The 20,420-nt window shown below is 60.0% G+C and carries 14 protein-coding genes; 8 read left to right on the top strand and 6 right to left on the bottom strand.

Annotated elements, in window-relative coordinates; translation table 11 throughout:
• Positions 1–2 precede the first annotated feature (2 nt).
• From ACI2KA_RS11640 to ACI2KA_RS11630, 3 genes are all read right to left on the bottom strand, one after another.
• Entirely contained in the window at positions 3–3,083 is a 3,081-nt protein-coding gene (locus ACI2KA_RS11640; protein ID WP_404502487.1) for a helicase-related protein, read from the bottom strand.
• A gap of 19 nt (positions 3,084–3,102) precedes the next feature.
• A complete protein-coding gene (locus ACI2KA_RS11635; protein ID WP_404502112.1) occupies positions 3,103–3,276 on the bottom strand; it encodes a hypothetical protein in 174 nt (57 codons plus the stop codon).
• Between the two features lie 265 nt (positions 3,277–3,541).
• The gene (locus ACI2KA_RS11630; protein WP_404502485.1) at positions 3,542–4,786 is read right to left on the bottom strand and encodes a ubiquinone biosynthesis hydroxylase; all 1,245 of its coding nucleotides are present in this window, start codon (positions 4,784–4,786) and stop codon (positions 3,542–3,544) included.
• A gap of 56 nt (positions 4,787–4,842) precedes the next feature.
• Here ACI2KA_RS11630 and tesB point away from each other — a divergent pair, with 56 nt between their 5' ends.
• The 6 genes from tesB (at position 4,843) to ACI2KA_RS11600 (ending at position 12,418) form a co-directional block, all read left to right on the top strand.
• Positions 4,843–5,727, top strand: a complete 885-nt coding sequence (tesB, locus tag ACI2KA_RS11625) for an acyl-CoA thioesterase II (RefSeq protein WP_404502110.1) — start codon at positions 4,843–4,845, stop codon at positions 5,725–5,727.
• A gap of 212 nt (positions 5,728–5,939) precedes the next feature.
• Positions 5,940–6,290: a P-II family nitrogen regulator gene (locus ACI2KA_RS11620; RefSeq protein ID WP_004444057.1), complete on the top strand. Its 351-nt coding sequence runs from the start codon at positions 5,940–5,942 to the stop codon at positions 6,288–6,290.
• Between the two features lie 29 nt (positions 6,291–6,319).
• A complete protein-coding gene (locus ACI2KA_RS11615; RefSeq protein ID WP_404502108.1) occupies positions 6,320–7,666 on the top strand; it encodes an ammonium transporter in 1,347 nt (448 codons plus the stop codon).
• A gap of 218 nt (positions 7,667–7,884) precedes the next feature.
• Positions 7,885–10,548, top strand: coding sequence for a DNA translocase FtsK 4TM domain-containing protein (locus tag ACI2KA_RS11610; protein WP_404502106.1), 2,664 nt, complete (start codon positions 7,885–7,887; stop codon positions 10,546–10,548).
• Positions 10,549–10,663: 115 nt separating this feature from the next.
• The gene (locus ACI2KA_RS11605) at positions 10,664–11,392 is read left to right on the top strand and encodes an outer membrane lipoprotein carrier protein LolA (RefSeq protein WP_404502104.1); all 729 of its coding nucleotides are present in this window, start codon (positions 10,664–10,666) and stop codon (positions 11,390–11,392) included.
• A gap of 222 nt (positions 11,393–11,614) precedes the next feature.
• Entirely contained in the window at positions 11,615–12,418 is an 804-nt protein-coding gene (locus tag ACI2KA_RS11600; RefSeq protein WP_404502102.1) for an exodeoxyribonuclease III, read from the top strand.
• A 19-nt stretch (positions 12,419–12,437) separates the two neighbouring features.
• Here the strand turns inward: ACI2KA_RS11600 and ACI2KA_RS11595 are convergent, their stop codons facing one another.
• Both ACI2KA_RS11595 and ACI2KA_RS11590 read right to left on the bottom strand, forming a co-directional pair.
• Positions 12,438–12,893 carry a cyclic nucleotide-binding domain-containing protein gene (locus ACI2KA_RS11595; protein WP_404502100.1) on the bottom strand — a complete coding sequence of 152 codons (456 nt, stop codon included), beginning with the start codon at positions 12,891–12,893 and terminating at the stop codon, positions 12,438–12,440.
• Positions 12,894–13,042: 149 nt separating this feature from the next.
• Positions 13,043–13,726 (bottom strand): response regulator transcription factor, encoded by a 684-nt coding sequence (locus tag ACI2KA_RS11590; RefSeq protein ID WP_003505216.1) that lies wholly within the window; start codon positions 13,724–13,726, stop codon positions 13,043–13,045.
• A gap of 183 nt (positions 13,727–13,909) precedes the next feature.
• Between ACI2KA_RS11590 and ACI2KA_RS11585 the strand changes: the two genes are divergently transcribed.
• Positions 13,910–14,413, top strand: coding sequence for a L,D-transpeptidase (locus ACI2KA_RS11585; RefSeq protein ID WP_404502483.1), 504 nt, complete (start codon positions 13,910–13,912; stop codon positions 14,411–14,413).
• A 73-nt stretch (positions 14,414–14,486) separates the two neighbouring features.
• Here the strand turns inward: ACI2KA_RS11585 and ACI2KA_RS11580 are convergent, their stop codons facing one another.
• Positions 14,487–15,056, bottom strand: coding sequence for a CarD family transcriptional regulator (locus tag ACI2KA_RS11580; protein WP_003505223.1), 570 nt, complete (start codon positions 15,054–15,056; stop codon positions 14,487–14,489).
• Positions 15,057–15,598: 542 nt separating this feature from the next.
• Here ACI2KA_RS11580 and ACI2KA_RS11575 point away from each other — a divergent pair.
• A complete protein-coding gene (locus ACI2KA_RS11575) occupies positions 15,599–20,359 on the top strand; it encodes an NAD-glutamate dehydrogenase (protein ID WP_404502098.1) in 4,761 nt (1,586 codons plus the stop codon).
• The last annotated feature ends 61 nt before the right edge of the window (positions 20,360–20,420 follow it).

Raw genomic sequence — 20,420 nt, 5'->3', positions numbered from 1 at the left:
GCTTACTTCTTCAGCTGCTCCTTGAGGGCGGCGAGCTTTGCGAAAGGCGAATCCGGATCGATCGGCTTCTCCTTGCGGGGCGGCTTGGCTTCGAAGCGCTGCTGGCCCTGCGGCTTTCCGCCGCGGTCATTGCGTTCCGGCCTGTCCTTGCGCTCGCCGCGATCATGGCGGTCGTTATTGCGGTTGTTGCCCCGATCTGGACGCCCGCCATCACGCTTGCGCTCGCCCTCACCGCCGCGATTGGCAGCATCGCGCTGATCGCGCCGGCCTTCGCCGCGGCGTTCACCCTGTTCGCGCGCACCCTGCTCGCGACCCTGATCACGGCCATGACCACGATTGCCTGGACGGCGATTTTCGCCGCGCTGGTTTTCGTTGCGGCCACCCGGACGCCACAGAAGAACGGGCTTCGGCTCAGCGGCCTCGGTCCCTTCCGCGGGGGTGGTCTCGTCTGCGGCAACTGCTTCAACGGTAGCTTCCGTGACCGGCGCTTCAGCAGCTTCGCCTTCCGCTACAGCGACCGTCTCGGACGCCTGTTCTTCGGAAGCCGGCTCGTCCTGCTCGGTTTCGGCGCTTTCTTCTTCCGCCGTCACCGCTTCTGCGGCCGCCGGAGCGGCAGCACCGGCCTGGCTGGCGAGGAAAGCCTGCGCCTCTTCCGCCGTCACCTGATCGGCACGGTAGCCAAGGCCCTTGAGAATTTCTTCCATGTCATCGAGCGTCGCGCCGAGAATGGAAAGCATGGCGGTCGTTGTCGTAAAGCGACGGCCATCATAAGCGCCGTCCGGACGCGGCTGCTGGCCGGGCTTCCACTGCAGCAGCGGACGGATGAGATCGGCCAGACGCTCGAGAATGTCGATGCGAACGGCGCGCTTTCCGAGGAAACGGAAACCGGCAAGCTTGTAGAACATGCGCTCGAAGCTGGCATCCGTGACGACGGAGGTGCGGCCTGCGGCCAGCACCGGAATGAGATCGCCATAACCCGGCTTGCCGAGGCCGTCATTCTTCAGCGCCCAGAGCAGCGTCACAAGCTCCGCCGGAGCAGGCTTCAGCAGCGCCGGCAGGAAGACATGATAGGCGCCGAAACGCACGCCGTAACGGCGCATGGAGGCCCGTGCGTCCTGATCCAGCGACTTTACGTCTTCCGTGACATCACGGCGGAACAAGACGCCAAGATTTTCCACCAGCTGGAACGCCAGCCCCTTCGCCAGACCCTGAAGGTCTTCGGCGCGTGAAATATCGTCCAGCGGCTTCAGCACGGTCGCAATCTGGTGATTGACGAAACGTTCGACGCGCGCCAGCGCATGATCACGGGCATTGCCGCTCAACTGCTCGTCGGCCAGCAGGATGACCCGCGGCTTCATGATGTTGTCGCCGGCCGACAGGCGGGCAACAGGCTCGCCCAGCCAGCGAACCATACCATCGGAGCTCAAAGCGAGATCGCCGTTGCCACTGGCATGCAGACGCGCGGCACGCGCCTCGAATTCGAGCGCCAGCGCCTTCTGCGACGCAGCCTGCACGGCCTTCTGATCCGGCCCTTCCATTCCCGACACCGGCGTGAACCGGAATCCGGCCAACTGGCCGACGTGATGGCCTTCTACGAAGACATCACCATTTACACTGATTTCAGCTTCAAGCATCGCATTCTCTCTCAGGCGCCTCATGAGCACAGATGTCCTGCGATCAACAAAGCGTTTCGTCAACCTTTCATGTAGCGCATCGGACAATCGATCCTCGATTTCCCGCGTCTTTTCTTGCCAGTGTGTCGGATCGGCAAGCCATCCTGGGCGGTTCGATACATAAGTCCATGTTCTGATCTGCGCAATCCTCGCAGACAAGGTATCGATCTCTCCATCCGTCCGGTCGGCGCGGCGCACCTGCTCGGCCATGAAATCCTCGTTCACCGCGCCACGTTTGACGAGATCGAAATAGAGCGTCGAGATCAGGTCGGCGTGCTGGGCGGGTGCAATGCGTCTGTAATCGGGCAGCGCGCAGGCCTCCCACAGTTTTTCCACCCGCGCTTCCGTCGTCGTCACGTCGATGATCTCCGGATAACGCGACAGATATTCCAGCGCCTGCTGGTCGATGGCTGGCAGAGCCCGGGAAAGTCCCTGGATTGTCGGGGCGGCGTCAAGGCTCAAACGCAGATTGGCGATGGAGGAAAAATCGAAGTTTTTCGTCCGCCACTGCAGCACCTTCACCGCATCGAACCGATGGGTTTCGATCCGCTCTACCAGCTCGTCGTCGAAAGGATCGACGCGACCCGTGACACCGAAGGTGCCGTCGCGAAGATGACGGCCGGCACGGCCGGCAATCTGGCCGATTTCACCCGGATTGAGATTGCGGAACTGGTAACCGTCGAACTTGCGGTCCTGCGCGAAGGCGACATGATCGACATCAAGGTTGAGGCCCATGCCGATGGCATCCGTCGCGACAAGATATTCCACATCGCCCGACTGGTAGAGCCCGACCTGGGCATTGCGCGTGCGCGGCGAAAGCGCGCCCAGCACCACGGCAGCACCACCGCGCTGGCGGCGCACCAGTTCGGCGATGGCATAGACCTCATCGGCGGAAAAGGCGACGATTGCCGTGCGTTGCGGCAGACGGGTGATCTTCTTCTGGCCCGCGTAAAAGAGCTGTGACAGGCGTGGCCGCTCCACCACGGTTATTCCCGGCAGCAGCTTTTCGAGGATGGGGCGCATCGTGCCGGCGCCGAGAAGCAAGGTTTCCTCCCGCCCGCGCAGATGCAGCACCCGGTCGGTAAAGATATGGCCGCGCTCGAGATCGCCGGCCAGCTGCACCTCATCGATCGCAACAAAGGCGGCGGTCGTCTCGCGCGGCATGGCTTCCACCGTGCAGACGGAATATTTGGCTTTGGGCGGCGCGATCTTTTCTTCGCCGGTAATCAGCGCCACATTCGGCGCCCCCACCTTTTCGACCAGACGAGTATAGACCTCGCGCGCCAGAAGGCGCAGCGGCAGGCCGATAACACCGCTGCCATGGGCGACCATGCGCTCGATCGCGTAATGGGTCTTGCCGGTATTGGTGGGGCCGAGAACGGCCGTGACACCGCGGCCGCTCAGGATCATGGGGCGAAAATTCAACGTACTATCCGCGAATCGACTTCATCTGCTTGCCGTGCGCGCCCACCATCATGAACGCGATCACGCGCACCACACATGGCAACGCCTGCCGGCAAAGGCAATAGGCCTCATCCGTAAAGTGGCGGCGGGTCAATTGGCGAATGAATTTTCCCTTCAGATTCAGCAGCTTGCAGGCCAAAAAAGAATCCGGCGAAAATGGAATCGATTCGGCTGCGGAACAGTCTGCGAACGAATCGAATACGAATCGCTGACTCGCCCGGATTCAGCTTTTGTTCTCCGCAATATCTGGTTGGCTCAGACATATCTCATACCAGATTATGAATCCGGATAAGTCCTTGCCCGGATTCATCTTTCCATGACCTTCGAAAGACGGGAAGTATCGCAATTGCCTGTCAAGCGGCAATTGCACATAGACCCCCTCGCCCCTCGGCGAATGGTTGAGCTCAAAGCGCCTCGCCGGCCAGCAGCCGCGGCGCATTCGTATCCGTCGTGCCGGCGGCCTGCCCGATGAAATAGGATTTCAGACCCGGCAAACGATCCACCACGCCCAGACCGAAATCGCGCATGATGCGGATGGGGCCGACATCGTTGGAGAAAAGCCGGTTCAGCACATCGGTCGTCACGCCCATTCGCAAGGTGTCGAAACGCCGCCAGGACTGGTAACGCTCCAAGACGTTGACAGAGCCGATATCGAGACCGAGGCGATCGGCTTCGACAACGGTTTCGGCCAGCGCCGCGACATCCTTGAAGCCGAGATTGAGGCCCTGTCCCGAGATCGGATGGATGCCATGCGCCGCATCGCCCGCAAGCGCGAGACGCGGTGCGACGAAGGACCGCGCGAGCGTCAGCCCCAGAGGAAAGGCACGGCGCGGACCGACGGGACGGATAGAGCCGAGTTTGTGGCCGAAGCGGCGTTCGAGCTCCTCCTCGAAGACCAGATCGTCGCAAGCCACCAGCCTGTCGGCATCGGCCTTGCGTTCGGTCCACACCAGCGACGACCGGTTCCCCTTCAGCGGCAGGACGGCGAAAGGTCCGGATGGCAGGAAATGCTCCTCCGCGCAGCCGTCATGCGGCCGCTCATGTTCGACGGTGGTGACGATACCGGACTGGTCGTAATCCCAGTGCACGGTCTTGATGCCGGCCATATCCCTCAGCGCCGAGCGAACCCCGTCGCAGGCTATCAGCAATCGCGCTTCGAGCAATGAACCGTCAGAAAGGCTGATCGCGGTCGCTTGTGCCCCTGCGGTAAAACCGGAAACGCTGAGACCATGGCGGATTTCGATGCCAAGACGATCGCACAGGCCTCTCAGCGCCCGCACCATCGCGACATTCGGCACCATATGGGCAAACGGCCTGCCCTCTTCCACCGCACCATCGAAGGTCAGGAACACCGGCCGGACCGGATCGGCGGTCTTCGAATCGGTGACAATCATCTTATGGATTGGCTGCGCTTCCGGCTCGATCTCGTTCCATATGCCGAAAACGTCGAGCATGCGCGTGGCCGCCGCGATGATGGCGGAAGCGCGGACATCCTTCTCCCAGACATCCTCGGGAGCAGCCTCGATTACCTGCACATGGAGGTGCGGGGCCGCCTGCTTGATGGCGACGGCAACGGAAAGACCGACATATCCGCCGCCTGCAACTACCACATCGAGCATCGCGCTTCTCCTCAAATCTTGTGCACGCATCATCGCCGCACTATAGACCATGTGACGTCTTCCTACAGCCGGAGCAGGCCGAAAAAATGTCGCATCCCTTGCAAACGTCAGACCCGATGGCCAATCTCATCGCCACGCTCAACCTCGAGAAGCTGGAGGAGAACCTGTTCCGGGGTGAAAGCCCGCAAATCGGCTGGCAGCGGGTTTTCGGCGGCCAGGTCATCGCACAGGCCCTGATTGCAGCGCAGAGAACGGTGGATGACGACCGCTTCGTGCATTCGCTGCATTCCTATTTCATGCGCCCGGGCGATCCGCTGGTGCCCATCGTCTACCAGGTGGAGCGTATCCGCGACGGCGCAAGTTTCTGCACCCGCCGTGTGGTCGCCATTCAGCACGGCAAGGCCATTTTTTCCATGTCGGCGTCGTTTCAGATCCTCGAGGACGGTTTTGATCATCAGATAAGGATGCCCGACGTGACGCCGCCGGAAAAACTGATGAGCGAGGAACAGATGCAGGCGGCCTTTCTTGCGAAGGCACCCGCCTCGATCCGGAACTACTGGAGCAACAAACGTCCGATCGAGATAAGGCCGGTTTCGCTGACCCATTATATCTCGAAGGAAAAACTGGAACCGCAGCAGGATATCTGGGTGCGCGCCGTCGGCGACGTACCGGACGATCCGCGACTGCAATCGGCCATCCTCGCTTATCTCTCGGATATGACGCTGCTCGACACCTCGCTCTATGCCCATGGCACGACCATCTTCGATCCGTCCATTCAGGTGGCAAGCCTTGATCACGCCATGTGGTTTCACCGTCCCTGCCGGCTGGACGACTGGCTGCTCTACACGCAGGACAGCCCCAGCGCTTCGGGCGCCCGCGGATTGACCCGTGGCAATATTTTCACCAGACAGGGCACGCTGGTCGCCTCCGTGGCGCAGGAGGGTTTGATCCGCAAAAGGGCAAATGATTAAATAATGGGCTTTTTCTGAAAATCGCACATTTAATAGACGCAAATTTTGGCGACAAATGCCCCTTTTTCAGACGTATTTCATATAATATTTATATTTCAATCACTTAGAGACACACTCAAAACTGGCACGCCCTTTGAATGTATGTCCGCAGTCGCTGTTACTGATCTGCCAGCGGCAAGGAGAGTCGGCTCCGTGCCGAGGACAAACAAAGGATGGGAAACCAGATGAAAATTGTGATGGCCATTATCAAGCCGTTCAAGCTGGATGAGGTGCGCGAAGCGCTCACCGGCGTCGGCATCCAGGGCCTGACCGTAACCGAGGTCAAGGGTTACGGACGCCAGAAGGGACATACCGAGATTTATCGCGGCACGGAATATGCGGTAAGCTTCCTTCCCAAACTGAAGATCGAGATCGCAGTTCCATCCGACGTCGTCGACAAGGCTGTCGAGGCGATCGCGTCTGCGGCAAAGACCGGGCAGATCGGTGACGGCAAGATCTTCGTCTACTCTATCGAACAGGCCGTGCGCATCCGTACCGGCGAAACCAACACAGAAGCGCTTTGAAGCACGGCTGACAGGGGAGTTTTCTAGCTATGCAACTCAACAAGATTTCCACTCTCGGCAAGCTCAGCGCCGGTGCGGCGGCCCTGATGGCCCCGGCCATCGCCTTTGCCCAGGATGCAGCGCCGGCCGCCGCCGCCGCACCCGTTCCGGAAAAAGCCGACACCGCGTTCATGTATGTCGCGACGATCCTCGTGCTGTTCATGATCATTCCCGGTCTTGCACTGTTTTACGGCGGCCTCGTGCGCACCAAGAACATGCTCTCCGTTCTCATGCAGTGCACGGTCGTTGGCGCGGTCATGATGCTTGTCTGGGTGATCTACGGTTATTCTTTTGCCTTCGGCGGCGGCACCGGCCCCTATTTCGGCGGCTTCGGCAAGCTGTTCCTGTCGGGTGTTTCGCTTGACAGCACGTCCGCCACCTTCTCCGAAGGCGTGGTGATCTACGAATACACCTTCATCGCCTTCCAGATGACCTTTGCGGCCATCACGCCGGCGCTGATCGTCGGTGCCTTCGCGGAACGCGTCAAGTTCTCCGCCGTCATCCTCTTCACCATCCTGTGGGCCACCTTCGTTTATTTCCCGGTCGCACACATGGTCTGGGATGCAAATGGCCTGATCTTCGGCATGGGCGCGCTCGACTTCGCCGGCGGCACGGTCGTTCACATCAATGCCGGCGTCGCAGGCCTGATCGGCGCGATCATGGTTGGCAAGCGCACCGGCTTCGGCAAGGACATGATGGCGCCCCACTCCATGACGCTCACGCTGGTCGGCGCGGCCATGCTGTGGTTCGGCTGGTTCGGCTTCAACGCCGGTTCCAACCTCGAAGCATCGGGCGGCGCGGTTCTCGCCACCATGAACACCTTCCTCGCAACAGCCGCGGCTATCGTTTCCTGGTCGCTGGTTGAAAGCTTCACCCGCGGCAAGGCCTCCATGCTGGGCGCCGCTTCCGGCATGATCGCCGGCCTCGTCGCAGTCACGCCGGCCGCCGGCTCCGTCGGCCCGATGGGCGCCATCGTTCTCGGCCTCGTCGTTTCCCCGATCTGCTACTTCTTCGTCTCCGTGGTGAAGAACAAGTTCGGTTATGACGACACGGCCGACGTCTTCGGCGTCCATGGTATTGGCGGCATCATCGGCGCTCTCGGCACCGGCATCTTCACCTCGCCGCTGCTTGGCGGCACGGGCAAGGAAGACTTCTCCATCGCCTCGCAGGTCTGGACGCAGTTCGTCGCCGTCGCCATCACCATCGTCTGGTGCGCCATCGTCTCGGCAATTCTCTACAAGATCGTTGACGTGATCGTCGGCCTGCGGGTCCCGGTCGAAGCCGAACGCGAAGGTCTCGACCTCGCAACCCACGGCGAAGCCGCCTACCACTCCTGATATCGGGGACAAGGGGTTCTCCATCCCCTCTCCCTCAAAGAAGGCCCGCTTCGGCGGGCCTTTTCTTTGCCGCAAATCCGCCGACGGCACCAAAAAACCGCATGGTTAACACGACATTAACCAGCAAGCGGTTAGTTTTCCCTGTCAATCCGGGATTCGGCGGCCTGTTGCCGGATCGTGCCGAAACCAAAAAAGACGGGTTCAGGGACATGGGCAGAATGCACTCTCCGACATTCGATGGTCGTCACACGCGCTTCGTGTTGACGGCATTTTTCGTGCGGCAGATCATGGCTCTTGCCGGCTTCGCCCTGCTGGCCACCATCGCGCTTGGCATCGCCGCTCTTGCCACATGGAATGTCGCGGACCCGAGCCTGTCCTATGCCACGGGAAACCAGCCCACCAATCTTCTGGGCTATGGCGGCGCGATCTTCGCCGATATCGTCATGCAGTTTCTCGGGCTTTCCGCCATCATCTCGCTTTTGCCCGTCATCGCCTGGGCGGTCGCACTGATTGCCGGCCGCAAGTTCCACCGCATACCCGCCCGTCTCGTTGCCTGGGTCGCGGGTGCGATCGTCTGCGCCGCCTCGCTTGGCTGTTTTCCGGCGCCCGTCACCTGGCCGCTGCCGAACGGCATCGGCGGTGTCATCGGCGACATGATCCTGCGCTTTCCGGCCCTGTTCATCGGCGCTTACCCCACCGGCACGATTGCCACGGTGCTTGGCGTCATATTCGCGGCGCCCGCCGCCTGGCTGATGCTGTTTGCCGCCGGGATCGTCGGCGGCCTCGATGACGATCTGGAACAGGAAGACATTCTGCCCGCCGCTGGCAAGGCCCGCGCCGCCCGTGAGGCCGAAGAGGATGACGAAGACGACGGTGAAGGGTTCTTCGCCAATACCCTCGCCTTCGGCGCTCTGGCGCATTACTGGTACATCACCCAGGCTCGTTTTCGCCGGCTGTTCGGCCTGAAATCGAAATCCCTGCACAACGAATTCGAACAGCCCTATGATTTCAACGAATATGAATTCGGCACGCTGAACGAACCCTCGCGCCTGAAAACCGCAATCAACCGCCTCGACCAGCGCGCGGAACCGTCTTTCGAGGAACGTGCCGCATCGCGCCGGCAGATGTCGCCGCCCTCCATCGCGCTCGACCATGACGACGACATGGATGACGAACCGCCGTTCGACGCGGATGGACGCCGCCTGCCGAGCGGCATTCTTTCCGACGACGAGTCCGACCAGACATTTACCGCAAGACAGGCCCCGGGACGCGGCCAGACCAGAATAACCGCTCCTTCCGCCCGCCCCAAACCCAGCGAGCGTGTGGCAAGGGAAGCGCAGACCTCCTTCATCGCCGCCGACGGTTTTCAGCTGCCAACCGTCCATCTGCTGGCCGAGCCGAAGAATGTGGTTCGCGACAACATGCTGAGCGAGGAAGTGCTCGAGCAGAATGCCCGCCTTCTGGAAGGCGTTCTCGAGGATTTCGGCGTCAAGGGCGAGATCATTCACGTCCGCCCCGGCCCCGTCGTGACACTTTACGAACTGGAACCGGCGCCCGGCATCAAATCCTCACGCGTCATCGGCCTTGCCGATGACATCGCCCGCTCCATGAGCGCGATCGCCGCCCGTGTCGCCGTCGTTCCCGGCCGCAATGCCATCGGCATCGAGCTGCCGAATCAGACGCGCGAAACCGTGTTCCTGCGTGAGCTCATCGGCAGCCGCGACTTTGAAAACAGCAAGGCCAAGCTCGCCATGGCGCTCGGCAAGACCATCGGCGGCGAACCCGTCATTGCCGATCTCGCCAAGATGCCACATCTTCTCGTTGCCGGCACCACCGGTTCGGGCAAGTCGGTCGCCATCAACACCATGATCCTGTCGCTGCTCTATCGCATGTCGCCGGAACAGTGCCGCCTGATCATGATCGACCCGAAAATGCTCGAACTGTCGATCTATGACGGCATTCCGCATCTGCTCTCTCCCGTCGTTACCGATCCGAAAAAGGCCGTCGTGGCGCTCAAATGGACGGTGCGCGAGATGGAGGAACGCTACAAGAAGATGTCGAAGATCGGCGTGCGCAACATTGACGGCTTCAACAGCCGCGTGCAGCAGGCGCTCGACAAGGGCGAAATCCTCACCCGCACGGTGCAGACCGGCTTTGACCGCCAGACCGGCGAGGCAATCTACGAGACCGAGGAATTCGATCTGAAGCCCCTGCCCTATATCGTCGTCATCATCGACGAAATGGCCGACCTGATGATGGTCGCCGGCAAGGACATCGAAGGCGCGGTCCAGCGTCTGGCGCAGATGGCGCGCGCCGCGGGCATTCACGTCATCATGGCCACGCAGCGCCCGTCCGTCGACGTCATCACCGGCACGATCAAGGCCAACTTCCCGACCCGCATCTCTTTCCAGGTAACATCGAAGATCGACAGCCGCACCATCCTTGGCGAACAGGGCGCCGAACAGCTGCTCGGCATGGGCGACATGCTCTATATGGCGGGCGGCGGACGCATCCAGCGCGTGCACGGCCCCTTCGTTTCCGACAATGAAGTCGAAGAGATCGTCGCTTATCTGAAAACGCAAGGCGCGCCGGAATATCTGGAAGCCATCACCGAGGAAGATGACGAGGAAGGCGCCGGCGGCAGCCCGGCCGGCAGCGGCAACTTCTCCGATTCCGAAGACCCCTACGACCAGGCCGTCGCCGTCGTGCTGCGCGACGGCAAGGCCTCCACCTCCTATGTGCAGCGGCGTCTCGGCATCGGTTACAATCGCGCCGCCTCGCTGATCGAGCGCATGGAGCAGGAGGGCATCATCGGTCCCGCCAATCATGCCGGAAAACGCGAAATTCTCGTGCCAACGGAGGCAGACATCATCGAGCGGTAATGCATGTCGCCCGAAAGTGCGTAGCGGTTTCGGGACAACGACATGCGCAAACACAGGCCCGATGCGTCGGGCAACCAAGCGGGGCTGAGAAGCGTTATTACACGCTTTCGACGTCATGAAGCCGCCGCCTTTTATGCGGACAATCGCTGCGATGAAGGAGAACAGAATGAACGACCTCACCACCGGCGAAACGGCCATCGCGAACGCACAGCAAAACGGCGTGACGCGACGGGGCGTGCTGACGGCATTTTCCATGGCCGCGGTCATGGCGGGCCTGTCGCCGCTAGACGCATTTGCCCAGGCAGCCGGCAACAGCAGCGCAACCGCACAGAAGATCGCCAATCACTTCTCGTCGGTCAAAACCATGATGGGGGAATTCGTCCAGTTCGGCCCGCGCGGTGAACAGACGGGCGGCAAATTCTACATCGAACGGCCCGGCAAGCTGCGTTTCAACTATGAAGACCCATCGCCCATGCGGGTCATCGCCGACGGCAAGAACGTCGTCATCGGCAACATGAAGCTGAAGACATGGGATCTCTATCCGTTGTCCAAGACCCCGCTCAGCCTGCTTCTGTCCGACAAGATCGATCTCGGCAACCAGAAGGTCCGGGACGTGAAGGAAGAATCGGACCTGACCACCATCGTGCTCGGCGACAAGAGCGTCTTCGGCGATTCCACCATCACCCTGATGTTCGACCCGAAAACCTTCGACCTGCGGCAGTGGACGACGACCGACGCGCAGAACAAGGACACGACCGTGATGATCTTCAACGTCCAGACCGGCGTGAACTTCGACGAACGCGTCTTCAACATCAATTATGAGGAAGTGCGTAAACGCGGCTGAGTTCCTGCACCCAGCAAACCTCTTCGAAAGGCGGCCCTCAGGTCGCCTTTTTCATTTTGCCGCTAAAATACATTCCCGTTTTCGTCGCGATGTTATAAGCCTGCGCCCCGGAACCATGTCTCGAGATATTGTGCTTCGAGACGGAAGCGCATTTCCAGGAAAACCGGCCACCCGCCACCCGCCTGGAAATGCGGCAAAATACTCTAGAAGCGGAGCGCATGCATGTCGTTTTCGATAACCACCTGGAACATCAATTCGGTCAGGCTCAGAATGCCGATCGTCGAGCAGTTCCTGGTGCGTTACAAGCCCGACATTCTCTGCCTGCAGGAAACAAAATGTCCGAATGGCGAGTTTCCGATGAAGCCGCTGAAGGCGCTCGGATACGAGCATGTCATCATCCACGGCCAGAAAGGCTATCATGGTGTAGCCATCGCCTCGAAAATTCCGCTGACGGAAGATCACCGCCAGGACTATTGCGGCATCGGCGATGCGCGGCACATTTCCGCGATTTTTCAGGCGGGATCGCGCCGGGTGCGGCTGCATAATTTCTATGTTCCGGCCGGCGGCGACGAGCCGGATCGGTCGATCAATCCGAAATTCGGCCACAAGCTCGATTTCATCGAGGAAATGAAGGCGCTGCGCGCCGATGGCGTGCCCGGCACCTCATCCATTCTCGTCGGCGATCTCAATATCGCACCGCTTGAGAATGACGTCTGGTCGCACAAACAGCTTCTGAAGATCGTCAGCCACACGCCCGTCGAAACCGAGGGCATGCTGGACATCATGAAGCAGGGCAACTGGCTCGATCTGATGCGCCTCAACGTGCCGGCGACGGAAAAGATCTATACTTGGTGGAGCTACCGCGCCAAGGACTGGGAAGCGGCCGACCGCGGCCGCCGTCTCGATCACATCTGGTCGTCGCAGGACCTTGGATCCTCGCTCGAAAAAATCGACATCTTGCGTGAAGCGCGCGGCTGGAACCGGCCCTCCGACCATGTGCCGGTCACGGCTCATTTTCGGTTCTGATCCGGGTTCTGCGTGGAAATCAGACGAAGCGGTTCTGCAAACGGGCCGCACCCGCCGCCAGCGACGCGATATTGTCGCGAATACGCGCCGAGACGATATCGGCAACCTCCGGAAACTCCTCCACCAGCCGGTGAAACAGGATACGCGTGATCCGGATCACTTCGGAATCCTCCGCTGCGACGGCAGTGAACTTTCTTTCGCAGAGAGTGAAAAGGGCAAGTTCCGAAAGCAAGGCACCCTTGCCGGGCGTTGCCTGCAACAGCGGCTTGCCATCCCGCCCGGCGGTGAAAAGCTCGAAATGACCGGCCGTCACCGCAAAGGCGCATTCGGCCGGCGAGTGTTCGCGAAACAATGTCTGGCCAGCCGAGATACGGCGGCGCTCCGCGCCGAAGGCGATCAACCGCAACTGATCGTCGCTGAAGCCGGCAAATAACGGCACTTGCCCCAGCAGCATGATATCGTCCGTCAAGGCCATGTCGATCGTTACTCCGGAAAACCGCCTGCATCACTATAGCGGTTTTCCAATATCGGCCCTCAAAATACAAGATGTTAGAACGCCGTGCATCGTCTCGGACGCACGGCGTTGGCTTTCAGAAGAGCATGACAAGCAAGAAGAGGCCCTGCTCAGGGAACGATCTTGTAACCGCCATTCTCGGTCACCAGAATTTCGGCATTGGACGGGTCGCGTTCGATCTTCTGGCGCAGGCGATAGACATGTGTCTCCAGCGTATGCGTGGTGACGCCGGAATTGTAGCCCCAGACCTCCTCCAGCAGGACATCACGGGTAACGACAGTGCTGCCGGCGCGATAGAGATAACGGATGATCGCGGCTTCCTTTTCCGTCAGCCGGATTTTCTTGCCGTCTTCGGTCGTCAGCAGCTTCTGGCTTGGCTTGAACTGATAGGGTCCGACGGTGAAAACCGCGTCCTCGCTCTGCTCATACTGGCGCAGCTGCGCACGAATGCGCGCCAGAAGCACGGCGAAACGGAACGGCTTCGTCACGTAATCATTGGCGCCGGCTTCCAGCCCGAGGATCGTATCGGAATCGGTGTCGTGCCCCGTCAGCATGATGATCGGCGCCTTGAATCCGCCCTTGCGCAACAGCTTTACCGCTTCGCGGCCGTCCATGTCTGGAAGGCCGACATCCATGATCAGAAGGTCGACCTGGGCGGTCTTGGCGGTCTGCATCGCCTGCGCGGCGTTTGCACCGCTCAGAAGCGAGAATTCCTCATAAGGAGACAGTTGCTCGGTCAGCGTCTCTCGAAGATCGTCGTCATCGTCCACCAGAAGGATAGTGCGAGCCGTCATTCGGATTCTCAGCCTTTCTTACTTTAATCGTCAGCCAATTCAGCGGTTTGCCGATAAAAGGTCAACCCATTGCCATCATATGATGAAGTGCTATGACTTCACGTTAAATAACCTGCAAAGCAAAATCTCGTGAAAAACATGAGCAAACGATCGGTTGAACAACGTAAACGCGCATTGACGCTCATGGTTCGGCCATCGCCCCTGAAAATCAGCCGGGCGATCGTTCAGCTCGGGCATCTCACTTTTCCCGCCGCGATCGGACGTCATGGCCGCACCATGCGGAAACGCGAAGGAGACGGCAAATCACCGATTTCCCTTATCCGCCTGCTGCATGGATTTTATCGCGGCGACCGCATGTCCGCCGCCGCGACGACTTTACCGATGCAGCGGACGCAAAAATCGATGCTGTGGTGCGACGAGCCTCGCAATCCCAATTACAACAGGCTGGTCAGGGCGCCATTCGCGCCAAGTCATGAGGAAATGATGCGCAAGGACGACCTCTACGATGTCTGTCTGGTGCTGGACTGGAACATCACTTCAAGAAGCCGCCATCGCGGCTCGGCGATCTTCATGCATCTGATCCGGCCGGGATACGAGCCGACGGCAGGCTGCGTCGCCCTCCACCCTCGAGACATGCGACGTGTTCTGCCGCATATGCGCAAGGGTACGAAAATCCGCATCCTGTAGGATGCACCCTCTCGGCCAGACAACAAAAAACCCGCCGTTAAGGCGGGTTTTTTTAGAAGGAAAAGGCCGGTTATTAAGCGGCTTCATCCTGAGAATCGTCCTCTTCGACAGTCTTGCCGCGCTTGGGACCCTTGGCAAGGTTGACTTCCACCAGGCGGACAGCCTCGGTTTCGGACATCTTGTTGACGGCGGCGATTTCGCGCGCCATGCGGTCGAGAGCGGCTTCGTAAAGCTGACGCTCGGAATAGGACTGCTCCGGCTGGTTTTCCGCACGGTAGAGATCGCGCACAACTTCAGCAATCGCAATGAGATCGCCGGAATTGATCTTCGCATCATATTCCTGGGCGCGGCGCGACCACATGGTCCGCTTCACACGCGCCTTGCCCTGTACCACTTTCAGCGCCCGCTCGACAAAATCGCCTTCGGAAAGCTTGCGCATGCCGATGCTGACGGCTTTGGCGACGGGAACTTTAAGACGCATCTTGTCTTTTTCGAAATCAATGACAAAAAGCTCAAGCTTCATGCCGGCGACTTCTTGTTCCTCGATGGCAGAAATGGTACCGACACCATGAGCGGGATACACAATCGCTTCACCGGTCTTGAAACCGTGATGTGCTGGAGATTTCTTCTGCTGGGTCGTCATTCGTTCTAAAAACTCCCTGTTACATACCCGGCAATGCCGGGGTTGGGTCGGTCAGGCCCTGATGAGACGGGGGAAACCGTCAGGTGACTCCGCACTGGTCCAGCCGTGCACGCAAAAACACACCTTCCCGCCTTGCGGGGTTCGATAACGTAAACGCTCGATATGTCACGGAAACCGCGTGCAAAAGAGGTGTTGCTTTCGTGGTGTTTTTGGGCACACAAATGCCACGCTGTGGATCAGTGTCGTTGGTGTACCACAAAAATAGGCGCAAATCAATAATTTGCTTCGACCGTGGCCGCAACATCACATAGCGGCTCAAGAACCGCCTAAAAATTAGCCGCTAAAATACTGTCAGATGCTTCGCGACGGACCCTCATGGCAAAAGAAGCAAAAAAATTTCACTTACCGACTGAAGAAACACGAAAGGCTCTTAAACTCTTCGTAATTCCACGCCAATATCCGATTCGACCGAAAAGGCAAAATCCGTAAATTGGCGATGCTTTTTTATATTAAAGTGTGATTTTTGGAGGAATCCACGTCAAATGGGCTACAGAAACAATCCAAAACGCGAAAAACAGATCGAAAAAGCGCGCCAGCAGGCAATTGCCGAAAATGTCCAATTTCTTGATCCAGGTATTCTTTATGGAAGGGCAAGCGCCGACGATATAGAATATTATTCCGCAGAGATGCTGGCGGCGAGTGCGGCACACAGTTTCCGGGCGCTTTCGCACTGGACCGGAGAGACGCCGCATATCAGCATCGCCCAGGTGGACGGCGTTTCACCGCGGGATATTCCGGTCACGGTCCTGACCATTATCGCCCGCAACATGCCCTTCCTTTATGATTCCGTGATGGGCGAAGTCACCAGCAGCTATCGCGGTCTTTATCTCGCCGTGCACCCCATTCTGGTTCGCGATGACGATGCGCAGGCCGGTTACCGCCTTGCCGAGCCCGAGGACGATCCCGCCGAGAATATCAGCCTCATCCAGCTGCATATCGCGCCGCTGACGCAGGCGGCCGCCGCAACATTGGAAGAGCGCCTGCGCTTTGTACTGGCGCAGGTCCAGTCCGCCTATCGCGACTGGCGTCCGATGCTGGCCAAGCTGGACGAAGCGCTGGATGAATTGTCGAAGCGCGGCTCGTCGCGGCGCAAGAGCGAACGTACCGAAGCCGTCGAATTCCTCAACTGGCTTCGCAACGACAATTTCACCTTTCTCGGCATGCGCGACTATACCTATTCCGGCAAGGGAAAGAACGCCAGGATCGAACGCGGTGACGGCGTCGGCCTCGGCAGCCTCAGCGACCCGGATGTGCGCGTGCTGCGCCTCGGCAAGAATGCGGTGACGACGACACCTGAAATCCTCGCCTTCCTCGACGGTCCGGATTTCCTCATCGTCACCAAGGCCAATGTGAAATCCATCGTGCACCGCCGCGCCTATATGGATTATATCGGCATCAAGCGTTTCGACGAGGACGGCAACGTCATCGGCGAATTGCGCATCGTCGGCCTTTTCACCGCCACCGCCTATACGCGATCGGTGAAGCAGATACCCCTGCTGCGCGCCAAGGTGGCGGATGTTGAGCGGCATTTCGGCTTCGACCCCAACAGCCACTCCGGCCGCATCCTGCAGAACACACTGGAGGCCTACCCGCGCGACGATCTCTTCCAGATCGAGACCGATCTTCTGATCCGCTTCATCGAGCAGATCATGGAACTGAGCGACCGTCCGCGCGTGCGGGTTCTTGCCCGTATCGATCGTTTCGACCGCTTCGTTTCCGCCATCATCTTCGTGCCGCGCGAGGAATATAATTCCTATGTGCGCGAGAAGATCGGCGATTATCTGAGCAAGGTCTATGACGGACATATATCCGCCTATTACCCTGCCTTTCCGGAAGGCGCCGTCGCCCGCGTTCACTTCATCGTCGGCCGCACGGAAGGCAAGACGCCACGCATCGCCCAGGACAGGCTGGAAGACGCCGTCAGCGACATTGCGGCGCGCTGGATAGACCATTTTATTGCCCTGTCGGAGCCGGGTGCGCCGGTACTGGAGGTGGATCAGGCCTATCAGGAAGCCTTCACACCCGAAGAAGCGATCGGCGATATGCCGGATATTCTGGGCGCCGCGAAGGGTGAACCGGTCCGCATCGAATTTTATCAGCAGGAAGGCCAGCCGGCCGGAACGCTGTCGCTGAAGATTTTCCACCGCGACGGCCATCTGCCGCTCTCGCGGCGTGTGCCGCTGCTCGAAAATCTCGGCTTCAACGTCATCAGCGAGCGCACCTTCGATATCGGCGTTGTTGCCGATGGCGAAAAGCGCGGTATCGTGCTGCACGACATGGAGTTGTCCGTTGCAGCCGGAACGACGCTCGATCTGCCGCATTACGGGCCGAAACTCGAGGAGGCCTTCCTCGCCGCCTTCTCCGGCAAGGTGGACAATGACAACTTCAACCGCCTGATTCTCGCCTGCGGCCTGACGGTGCGCGAAGTCTCGGTATTGCGCGCCTATGCCCGCTATCTGCGCCAGACCGGCATCGTTTATTCGCAGGAGCATATTTCCGAAACGCTCTATAAATATCCGGCCATTTCCCGCAATATTTTCGCGCTGTTCAAGGCCGGCTTCGATCCGTCTGTCGAGGAAAAGAAGCGGCTGAAAAAGCTGGCGGAGATTCACAAGGCGATCGAAGCGGCGCTGAGCGGCGTTCCCAATCTCGATGAGGACCGCACCCTCAGACGTTACGTCAACGCCATCGACGCGACACTGCGCACCAACTACTTCCAGAAAAATACCGATGGCACGCCGCGTGACATTCTGGCGTTCAAGTTCGATCCAAAACATCTGGATGGACTGCCAGACCCGCGCCCCTTCCGCGAAATCTTCGTTTACGGCACCGAGGTCGAAGGCGTGCATCTGCGCTTCGGCAAGGTGGCGCGCGGCGGCCTGCGCTGGTCGGATCGCGGCCAGGATTACCGCACCGAAGTGCTCGGCCTCGTCAAGGCGCAGCAGGTAAAGAACGCAGTTATCGTTCCGGTGGGCGCCAAGGGTGGCTTCTTCCCGAAGAACCTGCCCGCCGGCGGCTCCCGCGACGAGGTCTTTAATGCCGGCCGCGAGGCCTACAAGACCTATATCCGCACCTTGTTGTCCATCACCGACAATATCGTCGATGACGCGATCGTACCGCCAGCCGATACGCTGCGGCTCGACGGTGACGACCCCTATTTCGTCGTCGCCGCCGACAAGGGAACGGCGACCTTTTCCGATACAGCGAACGGCCTTGCCCACGAGGCCGGCTTCTGGCTGGACGACGCCTTCGCATCGGGCGGTTCGGCCGGGTACGATCACAAGAAGATGGGCATCACCGCCCGTGGCGCCTGGGAAACCGTAAAACGCCATTTCCGTGAAATGGATACCGACATCCAGACCACGCCGTTCACCGTGGCGGGCGTGGGTGACATGTCCGGCGACGTCTTCGGCAACGGCATGCTGCTGTCGGAAAAAATCAGGCTGATCGCCGCCTTCGATCACCGCGACATCTTCATCGATCCGGATCCCGATACAGACAGGTCCTTTGCCGAACGCAAGCGGCTTTTCGATTTGCCGCGTTCCAGCTGGCAGGATTATGACCGCTCGGCTCTCTCCGCCGGCGCGATGATCATTTCCCGCTCGGAAAAATCGGTGACGCTGACACCGGAAGCCGTCGCTGCCATCGGCATCGACAAAGCCGTCGCCACGCCCTTCGAGATCATGACCGCCATCCTGAAGGCGCCGACCGATCTTCTGTGGTTCGGCGGCATCGGCACCTACATCAAGGCGGCGGTGGAAACCAACGCCGAGGTGGGCGACAGGGCAAACGACCCCATCCGCGTCAACGCCACCGAACTGCGCGCCAAGGTCATCGGCGAAGGCGCCAATCTCGGCATTACCCAGAAGGGCCGGATCGCCTATGCGCTTGCAGGCGGGCGCTGCAACTCCGACGCCATCGACAACTCGGCCGGGGTGAACTCCTCTGACGTCGAGGTCAATATCAAGATCGCCCTCGCCTCCGCCGTCAATAGCGGTCGCCTGACGATGCCGAAACGCAACCAGCTTCTCGCTTCCATGACGCCTGAAGTGGCACAGCTGGTGCTGCGCAACAACTACCTGCAATCGCTGGCGATTTCTCTGACCGAGCGGTTGGGACTGACCAACCGAGAAGAACTCGGCCGCCTGATGGGCGCATTGGAGGCAACGGGGCAGCTGAACCGCAAGGTGGAAACCCTGCCGAACAACGCCGAGTTCAGCGAAAGATATGCCTCCGGCAAGCCGCTGACCCGGCCGGAAATCGGTGTGCTGCTGTCCTACGCCAAGCTGACACTGTTCGATGCGCTGGTGGCAAGCGCCCTGCCGGATGAGCCCTATCTCCAGCATCTTCTGGCCGATTATTTCCCGGCCAAGATGCAGAAGAACTATGCGGACGATATCCGGGCGCATCGCCTGCACCGCGAGATCGTTGCAACCGCGCTCGCCAATGCCGTCGTCAACCGCGGCGGCCCGGGTTTCGTGCAGAAACTGGCCGACGCCAGCGGACTATTGGCCGCCGACGTCGTGAAAGCAGCGGTTATCGTTGAAGATGGTTTCGGTCTCAAGCGCCTTTGGGCAGAGGTCGATGCACTTGACGGCAAGGTCGGCGGCGAAGTCCAGAACGGGCTTTACGCCACCATCACCCGCATCTTCTCCGATGCGAGCAGGCTATATCTGCAGACCCGAAGCGCGGGTGCCGCGGCGGGCGATATGGCGACCGAGATCGATCGCCTGAAAACCGCGATCAGGACGCTGTCGCCAGCAGCGGCGAAATATCGCCGCGAGCTGGGCGTGACCGAGATCGACGGCGTTCCTTCCGGCCTTCTGGAGGAGCTGGATACGCTTTCCCTGCTGGCCTATGTGCCGGAGATCATGCGGATCGCCGAAAGCGCCGGCACAACGCTCGCCCGCGCAGCGGAAAGCTACGCCACCGTCTCCTCGACCTTCCGTGTGGCACGCCTGCTGGATGCCAGCCAGCGCATCACACCGGCCGATCATTATGAGAGCCTGGCTCTCTTGCGCAGCCAGGACCAGATTTCCTCATCGAGACGCCGGATCGTCATCTCGGCGCTGACGGAATATGCAAAGGAGAAGGATCCGGTTCAGGCCTGGTATGCTGCCGACCGCGTGCGGGTCAACCGCATCGTTTCCGAACTCGGCGCGCTCAGCGAAAGCGGTGATACCAACCTCGCCCGCCTGACCGTGGCGGCGGGGCTGCTTTCCGATATCGTCCAGGCGCGCTGATCGGCGGTCTTGAAAACGCCATCCGGGTTATCGACCCGGATGGCGGCAGACAAACGGTTGC

This window comes from Agrobacterium sp. NPDC089420 (genome assembly GCF_044900305.1).
Taxonomy (GTDB): Bacteria; Pseudomonadota; Alphaproteobacteria; order Rhizobiales; family Rhizobiaceae; genus Agrobacterium.
The sequence above is the reverse complement of the archived record's forward strand: the minus strand, read 5'-3'. Positions and strand labels throughout refer to the sequence as shown.